At 66.8% G+C, this 13,582-nt stretch carries 14 protein-coding genes; 13 read left to right on the top strand and 1 reads right to left on the bottom strand.

Going from position 1 to position 13,582, the window contains the following annotated elements; genetic code table 11:
• The first annotated feature begins 2 nt into the window (after positions 1 to 2).
• From FM069_RS12930 to flhB, 11 genes are all read left to right on the top strand, one after another.
• A complete protein-coding gene (locus tag FM069_RS12930) occupies positions 3 to 1,703 on the top strand; it encodes a fused response regulator/phosphatase (RefSeq protein ID WP_143488768.1) in 1,701 nt (566 codons plus the stop codon).
• A 37-nt stretch (positions 1,704 to 1,740) separates the two neighbouring features.
• The gene (locus FM069_RS12925) at positions 1,741 to 2,094 is read left to right on the top strand and encodes an Hpt domain-containing protein (RefSeq protein ID WP_143488767.1); all 354 of its coding nucleotides are present in this window, start codon (positions 1,741 to 1,743) and stop codon (positions 2,092 to 2,094) included.
• A 98-nt stretch (positions 2,095 to 2,192) separates the two neighbouring features.
• Positions 2,193 to 3,572 carry a flagellar hook-length control protein FliK gene (locus FM069_RS12920; RefSeq protein WP_143488766.1) on the top strand — a complete coding sequence of 460 codons (1,380 nt, stop codon included), beginning with the start codon at positions 2,193 to 2,195 and terminating at the stop codon, positions 3,570 to 3,572.
• A gap of 226 nt (positions 3,573 to 3,798) precedes the next feature.
• Positions 3,799 to 4,326, top strand: coding sequence for a flagellar basal body-associated protein FliL (gene fliL / locus FM069_RS12915; RefSeq protein WP_143488765.1), 528 nt, complete (start codon positions 3,799 to 3,801; stop codon positions 4,324 to 4,326).
• A gap of 11 nt (positions 4,327 to 4,337) precedes the next feature.
• On the top strand, positions 4,338 to 5,309 hold the full coding sequence (fliM, locus tag FM069_RS12910; RefSeq protein WP_143488764.1) for a flagellar motor switch protein FliM: 972 nt from the start codon (positions 4,338 to 4,340) through the stop codon (positions 5,307 to 5,309).
• A gap of 66 nt (positions 5,310 to 5,375) precedes the next feature.
• A complete protein-coding gene (gene fliN / locus FM069_RS12905) occupies positions 5,376 to 5,846 on the top strand; it encodes a flagellar motor switch protein FliN (protein ID WP_143488763.1) in 471 nt (156 codons plus the stop codon).
• Positions 5,847 to 5,848: 2 nt separating this feature from the next.
• The gene (fliO, locus tag FM069_RS12900) at positions 5,849 to 6,304 is read left to right on the top strand and encodes a flagellar biosynthetic protein FliO (protein ID WP_143488762.1); all 456 of its coding nucleotides are present in this window, start codon (positions 5,849 to 5,851) and stop codon (positions 6,302 to 6,304) included.
• Positions 6,304 to 7,059, top strand: a complete 756-nt coding sequence (gene fliP / locus FM069_RS12895) for a flagellar type III secretion system pore protein FliP (RefSeq protein WP_143488761.1) — start codon at positions 6,304 to 6,306, stop codon at positions 7,057 to 7,059. Before fliO ends, fliP begins: the two co-directional genes overlap by 1 nt.
• 25 nt (positions 7,060 to 7,084) lie before the next feature.
• The gene (gene fliQ, locus FM069_RS12890) at positions 7,085 to 7,354 is read left to right on the top strand and encodes a flagellar biosynthesis protein FliQ (protein WP_143488760.1); all 270 of its coding nucleotides are present in this window, start codon (positions 7,085 to 7,087) and stop codon (positions 7,352 to 7,354) included.
• Positions 7,355 to 7,361: 7 nt separating this feature from the next.
• Positions 7,362 to 8,138, top strand: coding sequence for a flagellar biosynthetic protein FliR (gene fliR / locus FM069_RS12885; RefSeq protein WP_143488759.1), 777 nt, complete (start codon positions 7,362 to 7,364; stop codon positions 8,136 to 8,138).
• Positions 8,139 to 8,176: 38 nt separating this feature from the next.
• Positions 8,177 to 9,313 (top strand): flagellar biosynthesis protein FlhB, encoded by a 1,137-nt coding sequence (flhB, locus tag FM069_RS12880; RefSeq protein WP_143488758.1) that lies wholly within the window; start codon positions 8,177 to 8,179, stop codon positions 9,311 to 9,313.
• An 80-nt stretch (positions 9,314 to 9,393) separates the two neighbouring features.
• Here the strand turns inward: flhB and sodC are convergent, their stop codons facing one another.
• Entirely contained in the window at positions 9,394 to 9,915 is a 522-nt protein-coding gene (gene sodC, locus FM069_RS12875) for a superoxide dismutase family protein (RefSeq protein WP_143488757.1), read from the bottom strand.
• A gap of 188 nt (positions 9,916 to 10,103) precedes the next feature.
• Between sodC and flhA the strand changes: the two genes are divergently transcribed.
• Together flhA and flhF are read left to right on the top strand one after the other, a co-directional pair.
• Entirely contained in the window at positions 10,104 to 12,227 is a 2,124-nt protein-coding gene (gene flhA / locus FM069_RS12870) for a flagellar biosynthesis protein FlhA (RefSeq protein ID WP_143488834.1), read from the top strand.
• Positions 12,228 to 12,242: 15 nt separating this feature from the next.
• On the top strand, positions 12,243 to 13,571 hold the full coding sequence (gene flhF, locus FM069_RS12865; RefSeq protein ID WP_143488756.1) for a flagellar biosynthesis protein FlhF: 1,329 nt from the start codon (positions 12,243 to 12,245) through the stop codon (positions 13,569 to 13,571).
• Positions 13,572 to 13,582 lie beyond the last annotated feature (11 nt).

The raw sequence follows: 13,582 nt of genomic DNA, 5'->3' as shown, positions 1-13,582 counted from the left end.
CCGTGGCCGATCGCCTGTCCATCCTGATCGCCGAGGACAACGCGGCCGATCGCATGCTGCTGTCCACCATCGTCAATCGCCAGGGGCACCGCGCCCTGACCGCCAGCAATGGGCTGGAGGCGGTGGCGCTGTTCCAGGCGGAGCGGCCGCGGCTGGTGCTGATGGATGCGCTGATGCCGGTGATGGACGGCTTCGAGGCGGCCCGGCGCATCAAGCTGCTGGCCGGCGATGCGCTGGTGCCGATCATCTTTCTCACCTCCTTGAGCGAGGACGAGGCCCTGGTGCGCTGCCTGGACGCCGGCGGCGACGACTTCCTCGCCAAGCCCTACAACCGGGTGATCCTGGAGGCCAAGATCAAGGCCATGGATCGCCTGCGCCGGCTGCAGGAAACGGTGCTGCACCAGCGCGACCTGATCGCCCGGCACAACGAGCACCTGCTCACCGAGCAGCGGGTGGCGAAGGCGGTGTTCGACAAGGTGGCCCACTCCGGCTGCCTCAGCTCGCCCAACATCCGCTACCTGCAATCGCCCTATGCGCTGTTCAACGGCGACCTGCTGCTGGCGGCCTTCAAGCCGTCCGGCGGCATGCACGTGCTGCTGGGGGACTTCACCGGCCACGGCCTGCCGGCGGCCATCGGCGCCATGCCCCTGGCCGAGGTGTTCTACAGCATGACGGCCAAGGGCTATGCCATGGCCGACATCCTCCGCGAGGCCAACGCCAAGCTGAAGCGCATTCTGCCGGTGGGGGTGTTCTGCTGTGCCACGCTGCTCAACCTCAGCTTCCAGCGCCGGGTGCTGGAGGTGTGGAACGGCGGCCTGCCCGATGGTTACCTGCGGCGGGGAGAGCAGGGCGACCTGGTGCCGCTGGTGTCGCGGCACCTGCCCCTGGGGGTGCTGGAGCCTACCACCTTCGACGACAAGTACGAGGTGTACCCGCTGGAAACCGGCGACCGGGTCTTCCTCTGGTCCGACGGGGTGCTGGAAACCTGCAACGTCGACGGCGAGGCGTTCGGCGAGGAGCGCCTGCGGGCGGTATTCCGGGCCAACCAGGAGCCGGAGAAGCTGTTCGACGAGATCCAGCAGGCGGTGGTGGATTTCCGCGGCGAGGCCCATGACGACATCAGCATGCTGGAAGTGACCCTGGTGGAGGAGGAGTCCCTGAACCGGCCTCCGCAGACCTTCACCGACAGCGGCCTGATGGGCGCGCTGGACTGGTCGGCCAGCTTCGAGTATCGCGCCCGCACCCTCAAGCGCTTCAACCCGCTGCCCTACCTCATGCAATTGCTGCTGGACGTACAGGGCCTGCGTGCCCAGGCGGGTGCGCTGTACACCGTATTCGCCGAGCTGTATTCCAATGCCCTGGAGCACGGGGTGATCGGCCTGGATTCCTCCCTCAAGCGTGACGCCCTGGGCTTCGCCCGCTATTACCAGGCCCGCAGCGAACGGCTGGCGAAGCTGGAGGACGGCTACGTGCGCTTTCACCTGGAAGTGCAGCAGGCCGAGGATGGCAGCGGACGCCTGGCGGTGCGGGTGGAGGACAGCGGTCCGGGCTTCGACGTCGCCACTGCCCTGAAGGCGCAGCCCTCCAACGAGTTGCTCTGCGGACGCGGCCTGCGGCTGATCAGCCAGCTCAGCTCCAACTGCGACTGGCCGGAGGATGGCAAGGGCCTGCGCGTGGAGTTCGTCTGGCCCGCTCAGGCATAATCGCCGGCTTTTCTTTCAACGCTCAACCGAGGATGCCATGTCCATTGTCCACGTCGACGCGACGGTACTGGCCGCACTGCAGGACTTCATGGGCGAGGAATACCCGGTGCTGCTGGACACTTACCTACTGGATTCCGAGGAGCGCCTGCGCATGCTGCGCGAGGCCCAGCGCGACGGCGACATGCAGGCGCTGCGCCTGACCGCCCACAGCTTCAAGGGCAGCTGCAGCAACGTCGGTGCGCTGCACCTGGCGGCACTGTGCAAGGAACTGGAAGAGATCGGCCGGCGCGGCCAGCCCGACGAGGCGCCCACCTGGATCGCCCAGGTGGAAGAGGAGTTCGCGCGGGTGAAATCGCTGTTCCAGGCCGAACGGGCACGCTTCACCGGCTGATCGTCTCTTCATGTACCGTCTGCCGCGAACTTGGCCCGTGGCTTGCAGTCGTTCCTGCACGATTCAGCCAAACGGTCAGTCCGACGGAGACTCCTCTTATGCCCGTTGCTCCCGATCTGCTCCTGCAGACGACGCCCGACGTGAAGTCGAAGAGCGCCGCCAAGACCCCGTCGCGCCCCGCCCAGAGCGGTCGCGACGAGTCTTCCAGCTTCGCCAACGTGTACGCCCGGGAGCGTCAGGCGAAGCCCGCCGAACGCAACGAGGGACCGGCCAAGCCCGCTGCCGACAAGGGTAAGGACGTCAAGCGCAAGGACGGCACGGCCGATGACAGCAGCCAGGCGCAGCCGGCGGTTGCCGATAGCGGCAAACCCTTGCCGACGGACCCGGCCACGCCGTCCGGCAGCGGCGATGCCGTGGTCGCCACGGAAGAAGGGACGCCGACGCCCACCGAGCCGACCCTCGATCCCCTGCTGATGATGGCCATGAGCGGGCAGACACCGCCCCCGACCCCGCCGGTGGTGGCGGATTCGCCTGCCGTCGACGACGTGCCGGAACCGACCCTGGACCCGGCGCTCTCCCTGCCCACCACGGTGACACCCGGCGTGCTGGGGAGCGCCACCGGCATGACCGAGGCCAGCCATGACCCCACCCAGGACGACCTGAACAGCGCCCTGACCGTCAAGCTGACCCTGGAGCAGGGCGTGCAGGCGCAGCCGACCCCCGGCGCCAATGTTCAGACCGCTGCCAGCGCCGCGTCGGCGCAGCCGGGCAGCCAGACCCAGGCGGATTTCAGCGCGGCCATGGCCAACCTGATGGGTCAGTCCACTCAGGCGACCGAGGAGGCCTCCCTGGAAAGCGAGCCGGGACTGGGCGAGCTCAAGAGCGACGCCGCTGACGGCAGCGCCAGCAGCACCCCGACGGATTTGCGCAGCGAATCCTTTGCCAACCGGTTGAGCGCGCTCAGCCAGGCCATCGGCCAGCAGAACGCGACGGTGCAGAAGGCATTGCCGCTGGTACCGGGCCAGGCTGTGTCCATGCAGCAGGGCAATTGGAGCGAGGCGGTGGTGGACCGGGTGATGTGGCTGTCCAGCCAGAACCTCAAGTCCGCGGAAATCCAGCTCGACCCGGCCGAACTGGGGCGCTTGGAGGTGCGGGTCAACCTGGCCCAGGACCAGTCTGCCCAGGTGACCTTCGTCAGCCCCAACGCCAACGTCCGCGATGCCCTGGAAGGGCAGGTCCATCGCCTGCGGGAACTGTTCTCCCAGCAGGGCATGAACCAGTTGGACGTGAGCGTCTCGGATCAATCGCTGTCGCGCAACTGGCAGGGCCAGCAGCAGTCGGGCGGCGACGGCGGACGCCGCGGTGGGCGCGGTGATGACGGTGGTAGCGGCGCCGGCGACGACCTCTCGGTGAGCGTCAGCGAGATCCGCCACAATCCCGCCACCGGTGCCCGCAGCCTGGTGGATTATTACGCCTGACCTGCGCCTCGACGCCTCCCTGAACTAGACTGGAGCATGCCCGGCCACCTGGAAACAGGCGGCCGGGCGTTCGCGCATGGGATGACAGCGCGCGGGGACACTGGTATATCCGCATCCCCCGCCCGACATCTCGGTGCGGCGTCCTGCACCGGCTGGTCCGTGGCACGCCGCTTGCTCCGAGGTACTCATTGCGGATCGACGACTCCTTCAGCGACGGATTATTGGCATGGCGAAGAAAAACGCGGATGCGCCGCCCGGCGAAGAAAAGCCCGCCGGCAAGAGCAAGCTCAAGCTGATCATCCTCATCGTGGTGGTCCTGCTGCTGGCGATCGGCCTGTCGGTGGGCGGCACCTGGTTCTTCCTCAGCCGCGGCCACAAGGCGGAAGACGCCAAGGACGAAGCCAAGAACGCCGAAGCGGCGACCCCGGTCAAACAGGTGGCGCTCTACGAACCCATCGCCCCGGCCTTCGTGGTCAACTTCAACCAGAACGGGCGCCAGCGCTACATGCAGGTCAGCCTGGCCCTGATGGGCCGTGACAAGGGCGAGCTGGATGCGCTGAAGGTCTACATGCCGCAGATCCGCAACGAGATGGTCATGCTGTTCTCCAGCCAGGACTTCGACGCCCTGGCCGCCCCGGTGGGCAAGGAAATGCTCCGCCAGCAAGCGACCGCCAAGGTCCAGGAACTCTCCAAGAAGGAGACCGGCAAGCTGGCGGTGGAACAGGTGCTTTTCACTAACTTCGTACTGCAGTAAGGCACGACACGATGGCCGTACAAGACCTGCTGTCACAGGATGAGATCGACGCGCTTTTGCACGGTGTCGACGATGGCCTGGTGGAAACCGAGGCCGATAGCGACCCGGCCAGCGTCAAGAGTTACGACCTCACCAGCCAGGACCGCATCGTCCGCGGACGCATGCCCACCCTGGAGATGATCAACGAGCGTTTCGCCCGCTACACCCGCATCAGCATGTTCAACCTGCTGCGGCGCTCCGCCGACGTGGCGGTGGGCGGCGTGCAGGTGATGAAGTTCGGCGAGTACGTGCATTCCCTGTACGTGCCCACCAGCCTCAACCTGGTGAAGATGAAGCCGCTGCGTGGCACCGGCCTGTTCATCCTCGACGCCAAGCTGGTGTTCAAGCTGGTGGACAACTTCTTCGGCGGCGACGGCCGTCACGCCAAGATCGAGGGCCGCGAGTTCACCCCCACCGAGCTGCGGGTGGTACGCATGGTGCTGGACCAGGCGTTCGTCGACCTGAGCGAGGCCTGGCACGCGGTGCTGGACATCAACTTCGAGTACATCAACTCGGAGGTGAACCCGGCCCTGGCGAACATCGTCAGCCCCAGCGAAGTGGTGGTGGTCTCCACCTTCCACATCGAGCTGGATGGCGGCGGCGGCGACCTTCACGTGACCATGCCCTACGCCATGATCGAGCCGATCCGGGAGATGCTCGACGCCGGCTTCCAGTCGGACGTGGACGACCAGGACGAGCGCTGGAACAAGGCCCTGCGCGAGGACATCCTCGATGTCAGCGTGCCGGTCAGCGCCACCGTGGTCCGCCGCCAGCTGCGCCTGCGGGACATCCTGCACATGCAGCCCGGCGACGTGATCCCGGTGGAGATGCCCGAGCACATGATCATGCGCGCCAACGGCGTGCCGGCCTTCAAGGCCAAGCTGGGCGCCCACAAGGGCAACCTGTCCCTGCAGATCATCGACTCCATCGACCGTCAGCGCTGACGGTCGCCGTTTTCATCGCGGTCGCCGGGCGGCCGCACCGTATCGAAGAGCCAGACGAGGTCAGGAATGGCAGACGAACAGGAACAGACGTCCCCCGAGGAACAGGCACTGGCGGACGAGTGGGCCGCGGCGCTGGCCGAGGCTGGCGACAACGCCGACCAGGACGACATCGACGCCATGATGAACCAGGCGTCCGCGGCGCCTCCGGCCGCGCCGCGGGTGCCCATGGAGGACTTCGCCAGCGCGCCGCGCTCCAACGAGCCGGTCAGCCTGGACGGGCCGAACCTGGATGTGATCCTGGACATCCCGGTCTCCATTTCCATGGAAGTAGGCAACACCGACATCACCATCCGCAACCTGCTGCAGCTCAACCAGGGCTCGGTGATCGAGCTGGACCGACTGGCGGGCGAGCCTCTCGACGTGCTGGTCAACGGCACGCTGATCGCCCATGGCGAGGTGGTGGTGGTGAACGAGAAGTTCGGCATACGCCTGACCGACGTCATCAGCCCCAGCGAACGCATCAAGCGGTTGCGCTGACCATGCGCGCCGCCGTCGTTCTGACCGCCGCACTGGCCGCCACACTGACCGCCGTACCCTTCGCCGCCTGGGCGGCCGATCCGGCCAAGACACCGGCCCTGGCCGGTACCAGTGGCACTGGCGTCGGCGGCCAGCTGGCGCAGATGGGGTTGGGCCTGCTGCTGGTGGTCGGGCTGATCTTCCTGCTGGCCTGGCTGATGCGCCGGGTCCAGCAGATCGGGCCGCGTTCCGGTGGCCAGGTGATCAAGCTGGTGGCCAGCCAGGCCCTCGGCCCGCGGGACCGCCTGGTGCTGGTCCAGGTGGGCGGCGAGCAGGTGCTGCTGGGCCTGACCACCGGGCGCATCACGCCGCTGCACGTGCTGAAGGAGCCGGTGTTGCTGCCCGATGCCGAGCCGGCTTCCGCGGAGTTCGCCCAGCGCCTGATGGAGCTGCTGGGCAAGGATAAGGACAAGACCTGATGCGCGTCTGGCGCTTGCTTCTCGCCCTGCTGCTGGTGGGGTGCGCACCGTTGGCGCTGGGCGCCGACAACCCGCTGTCGATCCCGGCGATCACCCTGAGCACCAACCCTCAGGGTCAGCAGGAATACTCGGTGAGCCTGCAGATCCTACTGATCATGACGGCCCTGAGCTTCATTCCGGCGTTCGTCATGCTGATGACCAGCTTCACCCGGATCATCATCGTCTTTTCCATCCTGCGTCAGGCGCTGGGCCTGCAACAGACGCCGTCCAATCAGATCCTGCTGGGGCTGGCGCTGTTCCTGACGATGTTCGTCATGGCCCCGGTGTTCGACCAGATCAACCGGGAGGCCCTGCAGCCCTACCTCAACGAGCAGCTCACCGCGCCGGCGGCCATCGACCGCGCCCAGGTGCCGCTGAAGAATTTCATGCTGGCGCAGACCCGGGAATCCGACCTGGACCTGTTCGTCCGGCTGTCCCGGCGCACCGACATCGCCAGCCCCGCCGATACGCCGCTGACCATCCTGGTGCCGGCCTTCGTCACCTCCGAGCTGAAGACCGCCTTCCAGATCGGCTTCATGATCTTCATCCCGTTCCTGATCATCGACCTGGTGGTGTCCAGCGTGCTGATGGCCATGGGCATGATGATGCTGTCGCCGCTGATCATTTCCCTGCCGTTCAAGATCATGCTGTTCGTCCTGGTGGATGGCTGGGCGCTGATCATCGGCACCCTGGCCAGCAGTTTCGGCACTCTATGACCCGCCCCCCTGACGGAGCCCCGCGATGACGCCCGAAGTAGCGATAGACCTGTTTCGCCAGGCGCTCTGGCTGACCGTGGTGATGGTCACGGTGCTGGTGATCCCCAGCCTGCTGGTGGGCCTGGTGGTGGCCATGTTCCAGGCGGCGACCCAGATCAACGAGCAGACCCTGAGCTTCCTGCCACGCCTGCTGGTGATGTTGTTCACCCTGATGTGGGCCGGTCCCTGGCTGACGCGCCAGTTCATGGAATACATGCAGACGCTGATCCAGAACATCCCGCAGTTGATCGGCTGACGCGGCGATGCTAGAGCTGACCAACGCGCAGATCGGCGGCTGGGTCGGCAGCTTCACGCTGCCGCTGTTCCGCATCGCGGCGTTGCTGATGACCATGCCGCTGATCGGCACGACCCTGGTCCCCGTGCGGGTGCGGCTCTACCTGTCCTTGGGCTTCTGCATCGTGCTGATGCCGGTGCTGCCGCCCATGCCGCAGGTGGACGCGGTCAGCGTGCGGGCGTTCATGCTGGTGGGCGAGCAGATTCTGGTGGGGGCGATGATGGGCTTCACCCTGCAACTGTTCTTCCACATCTTCGTGGTGGCCGGGCAGATCATCGCAGTGCAGATGGGCCTGGGCTTCGCCTCGATGATCGACCCCACCAACGGCGTCTCGGTGCCGGTGATCGGGCAGTTCTTCACCATGCTGGTGACCCTGCTGTTCCTGGCCATGAATGGCCACCTGGTGGCCTTCGAGATTCTCGCGGACAGCTTCGTCACCCTGCCGGTGGGGAGCGGGCTGACCGTCCAGCACTACTGGGAGGTAGCCGGCAAGCTCGGCTGGGTGCTCGGCGCGGGGCTGCTCCTGACGCTGCCGGCCATCACCTCGCTGCTGGTGATCAACCTGGCCCTGGGGGTGATGACCCGGGCCGCGCCGCAGCTGAACATCTTCAGCATCGGTTTCCCGGTGACCCTGGTGCTGGGCCTGGTGGTGGTCTGGCTGACCCTGGGGGACATCCTCGGCCGCTACCAGACGATCGCCAGCGAGGCCCTGCGCCTGCTCAGCGAGCTGGCGCGTTCTCCATGATTAACGTCGATCCTGTCTTCCACGAGGTGCGCTGAGCCATGGCGGAAAGCGAAAGCGGCGGCGACAAGAGCGAGGAACCCACAGAGAAGCGGCGTCGAGAGACCCGCGAGAAAGGGCAGGTGGCGCGTTCCCGGGAGCTCAACACCCTGGCGGTCACCCTGGCCGGTGCCGGCGGCGTGCTGGCCACCGGCGGCACCCTGGCCGACATGATGATGCGGGTCATGCGCTTCAACTTTTCCTTCAGCCGCGAGGCGTTGCTGGACAACGGCTCGATGGTCCTGTGGTTAATGGACTCCGGCAAGATGGCCCTGGATGCGGTGATGCCGCTGCTGATCACGCTGCTGGTGGCGTCCATCCTTGGGCCCATCGCCCTGGGTGGCTGGCTGTTCTCGGCGCAGTCCATGGCGCCCAAGTTCAGCCGCATGAATCCCCTGGAGGGCATCAAACGGATGTTCTCCATGAAGGCCCTGGTGGAGCTGGTGAAGGCCTTGGGCAAGTTCCTGGTGGTCCTGATGGTGGCCCTGGGCGTGCTGGCGTCCGACAAGCAGGCGCTACTGGCCCTGGGCAACGAGCCGCTGGACCAGGCGATCCTGCATGCGGTCCAGGTGGTGGGCTGGAGCGCGGTGTACCTGGCCTGCGGGCTGATGCTGATCGCCGCGGTGGATGTGCCGTACCAGCTCTGGGACAACAAGCAGAAGCTGATGATGACCAAGCAGGAAGTCCGCGACGAGTACAAGGACAGCGAGGGCAAGCCCGAGGTCAAGTCGCGGATTCGCCAGTTGCAGCGGGAAGCGTCCCAGCGCCGGATGATGGCGGCGGTGCCCGAGGCCGACGTGGTCATCACCAACCCGACCCACTTCGCCGTGGCCCTGAAGTACGACCCCAGCAAGGGCAACGCCCCGGTGTTGCTGGCCAAGGGCGGTGATTTCGTCGCGCTGAAGATTCGCGAAGTGGCCCAGGAGCACAAGATCATGCTGCTGGAGTCGCCGGCCCTGGCGCGGGCGGTGTATTACTCCACCGAACTCGACCGGGAGATTCCTGCGGGGTTGTACCTGGCGGTGGCCCAGGTGCTGGCCTACGTGTACCAGCTCAAGCAATACCGCGCGGGCAAGGGCAAGCGGCCGGCACCGCTGCGGGAACTGCCGATCCCGTCCGATCTGCGCCGCGACACCTAGAGCGGTTCGTCTCGCGCCGCGGCGGGCGAGGAGGGCAAGGGGAGGAGGGAAGCGGGGCGGTGGCGACCGCCCCGGACGACTTACTGGATCACGCCGCAGGCGACCCGGGCGCCGCCGCCGCCCAGCGGGTTCGGATGGTCGGAGTGGTTGTCGCCACCCGCGTGGACCATCAGGGCATGGCCCTTGATCGCGTCGAGGTCCTTCAGGCGCGGCGCCAGCACCGGCTGGCTGGACTTGCCATCGGCGGTCACTAGCAGTGCCGGCAGGTCACCCATGTGGCCGACGCCCCAGGGCTCGCCATGCGCGCCGGTGTTCTTCGGGTCCCAGTGGCCACCGGCCGCCTCGGCCGCGGACGGCTTGCCATCCTTCTCGGCCGACGCGCAGCTGGCGTTGGCGTGGATGTGGAACCCGTGGACGCCAGGCTTGAGGCCGGACAGCTCGGGTCGGAACACCAGGCCGTAGTCGGTCTGCTCGATAGTGACGTTGCCGACCAACTTGCCGACGCCCTTGGCGTCCACCGCGTTGAGCGGAACGGTCAGGGTCGCCGCGTGGGCGGTCATCACCGAGCAGCCGGCCAGGGCCGCGATCATCCATTTCTTCATCGAAGAGGCTCCCGTTCGAGGTTCGGGCGTCCGGGTGGAAGCCCGCGTGCAGTGTGACTCGGATTCGCCAGCAGGGTTCGGCCAGGGGCCGTGGCCAAGGTGTTTCAGCGAGTTGGAAAGGTTCTTGCAAACCACCCCGTGGGCGCACTGTTCGCGTCAAAAGTTTGATCCGGGGTATCCACGTGGCGATAGATCGTAGTCAGCTCATCAGTCAAGTCCGCACCGGCGCCCTGGGCCTCGGTCGTGGCAACCTGGGGGTGCCGCTGCTGGTGCTGGTGATGCTGGGCATGATGACCCTGCCGGTGCCGCCGTTCCTGCTGGACGTGTTCTTTACCTTCAACATCGCCCTGTCGATCGTGGTGCTGCTGGTCAGCGTCTACGCCCTGCGTCCCCTGGACTTCGCCGTCTTTCCCACCATCCTGCTGGTGGGCACCCTGTTGCGCCTGGCGCTGAACGTAGCGTCCACCCGGGTCGTACTGTTGCACGGCCAGGAAGGCCACGCCGCCGCGGGCAAGGTGATCCAGGCGTTCGGCGACGTGGTGGTGGGCGGCAACTACGTGGTCGGTGCGGTGGTGTTCGCGATCCTGATGATCATCAACTTCGTGGTGGTCACCAAGGGTGCCGGCCGGATCTCCGAGGTGAGCGCGCGCTTCACCCTGGATGCCATGCCCGGCAAGCAGATGGCCATCGACGCCGACCTCAACGCCGGCCTCATCGACCAGGCGGAGGCCAAGCGCCGCCGCAGCGAAGTGGCCCAGGAGGCCGACTTCTACGGCTCCATGGATGGTGCCAGCAAATTCGTCCGCGGCGACGCCGTCGCCGGCCTGCTGATCCTGTTCATCAACCTGATCGGCGGTATCGCCATCGGCATGCTCCAGCACGACCTGAGCTTCGGTGACGCCGGGCGCATCTACGCGCTGCTGACCATCGGTGACGGCCTGGTGGCGCAGATTCCTTCCCTGCTGCTGTCCACCGCGGCGGCGATCATGGTGACCCGGGTCTCCAGCTCCGAGGACATGGGCCAGCAGATCAGCCGGCAGATGTTCGCCTCGCCCAAGGCGCTGCTGGTGTCCGCAGCCATCCTGATCGCCATGGGGCTGGTCCCCGGCATGCCCCACGTGTCGTTCCTCGGCCTGGGCCTGGTGGCCGTGGGCGGTGCCTACTGGATCTGGGACAAGAAGCGCAAGGCGGCTACCGCCGCTGTCGAGGACACCCAGCGCCAGCAGGAACTGTTGCCGGCCCAGCGCCCCCAGGAAACCAAGGAACTGGGCTGGGACGATGTCACCCCGGTGGACATGGTGGGCCTGGAAGTGGGCTACCGGCTGATCCCGCTGGTGGATCGCAACCAAGGCGGCCAGCTGCTGGCGCGGATCAAGGGCGTACGCAAGAAGCTGTCTCAGGAAATGGGCTTCCTGATGCCGTCGGTGCATATCCGCGACAACCTCGACCTGCTGCCCAACGCCTACCGCCTGACCCTGATGGGGGTGAGCGTCGCCGAGGCCGAGGTCTACCCGGACCGGGAGCTGGCCATCAACCCGGGCCAGGTGTTCGGGTCCCTCAACGGCATCCCCGCCAAGGACCCGGCGTTCGGCCTGGAGGCGGTGTGGATCGACGGCAACCAGCGCGACCAGGCCCAGACCCTTGGCTACACCGTGGTAGACGCCAGCACCGTGGTCGCCACCCACCTGAACCAGATCCTGCACAAGCACGCCCATGAGTTGCTGGGCCACGAGGAAGTCCAGCAGCTCATGCAGCTGCTGGCGAAGGGCTCGCCGAAGCTGGCGGAAGAGCTGGTGCCGGGGCTGGTCTCCCTGTCCACCCTGCTCAAGGTGCTGCAGGCGCTGCTGCAGGAGCAGGTGCCGGTGCGGGACATCCGCACCATCGCCGAGGCGATCGCCAATGTCGCGCCGAAGAGTCAAGATCCCGCCGCGATGGTGGCGGCGGTTCGGGTCTCGCTGTCCCGGGCCATTGTCCAAGGCATTGTGGGACTAGAGCCGGAGCTGCCTGTGATCACCCTCGAGCCCAGGTTGGAACAGATCTTGCTCAGTAGTCTGCAGAAGGCCGGTCAGGGCGCGGAGGATGGCATCCTCCTCGAACCGGGCATGGCCGAGAAACTGCAACGTTCTCTGGTGGATGCGGCCCAACGGCAGGAGATGCTCGGCAAGCCGGCGATCCTTCTGGTGGCCGGCCCGATCCGCGCGATGCTCTCGCGGTTCGCCCGCCTCGCGGTACCGACCATGCACGTGCTGGCGTACCAGGAGATACCGGACAACAAGCAGGTCACCATCGTCGCCACCGTGGGTCAGAGTTAATCGAGGTTCCAGGCCATGCAAGTCAAACGCTTCTTTGCCGCCGATATGCGTCAAGCCATGAAGCTGGTCCGCGACGAGTTGGGCGCGGACGCGGCCATCATCGGCAACCGCCGGGTTGCCGGCGGCGTGGAACTGACCGCCGCGCTGGACTACCCGGAGGCCGCTCCGGTCGCTGCCAAGCAGCGCCCGAACCCGGCCCTGGAAGCCGAGCTGCGTAAGACTCAGGCGAAGATCGCCGGTGCCAAGGCGGAACTCAGCCAGCGCACCCAGGCGCCCGCGGCCAAGGATCGTCAATTGTTCGGCGCCGCCGATGAGCGTACGCCGCCGGACAGCCTGGCCGCCGTGCTGCGCCAGCAGCGCGCGCCGGTGGCACCGGTCGCCGCCAGCGAACCGTCCGTCGACCAGCGCGCCCTGGATGCCATGCGCAGCGAGCTGCTCGGCCTGCGGGAGCTGATCGAGGTGCAACTGGGCTCCATCGCCTGGGGGCAGGTGCGCAACCGCCGGCCCCAGGAAGCCGGCCTGTGGCGTCGCCTGCAGCGCATGGGGCTTCCCGCCGACCTGTCGCGCCTGCTGCTGGACCGGGTGAACGGCATCGAAGATCCCAAGGCGGCCTGGCGCATGCTGCTGGCCCATCTGGCCCGGGCGATCCAGACGCCGGACCAGGAGCCGCTGGAGGAGGGCGGAGTGATCGCCCTGGTCGGCCCGGCCGGCATGGGCAAGACCACCACCCTGGCCAAGCTCGCGGCCCGTTATGTCCTCAAGTACGGTGCGCAGAACATCGCCCTGGTCAGCATGGACAGCTACCGCATCGGCGCCCAGGAGCAGCTCAAGACCCTGGGCCGCATCCTCAATGTCTCGGTCACGCCGGTCGATCCGGGTGCTTCCCTGACCCAGGCGCTGGCGCCCCTGGCCCGCAAGCGCGTGGTACTGATCGACACCGCGGGCCTGCCCGCCAGCGATCCGGCGTTGCGCATGCAGTTGGAAAGCTTGGCCGCTCGCGGTGTCAAAGCGAAGAATTATCTGGTTTTGGCCACCACCAGCCAGAGCCAAGTGCTCAAGGCCGCCTACCATAGTTACAAGCGGTGTGGCCTTGCCGGCTGCATCCTGACCAAGCTGGACGAGGCGGCCAGCCTCGGCGAAGCGCTGGCTCTGGCCATGAGCCAGCACCTGCCGGTAGCCTATATGGCGGATGGTCCGCGGATTCCGGACGACCTGCACGTGCCGCGCAGTCATCAACTGGTCAGCCGGGCGGTGAGCCTGCAGACCCCGGAGGAACCGAGCGAGGACGCCATGGCCGATCTGTTCGCCGGTTTGTACGAAAAGTCGGCACGGCGTGTCGGATGAACGATCCCGCC

The sequence above is a fragment of the Pseudomonas mangiferae genome, assembly GCF_007109405.1.
GTDB lineage: Bacteria > Pseudomonadota > Gammaproteobacteria > Pseudomonadales > Pseudomonadaceae > Pseudomonas_T > Pseudomonas_T mangiferae.
Note: the sequence above shows the minus strand (reverse complement) of the source record. Positions and strands in the feature narration are given on the sequence as shown.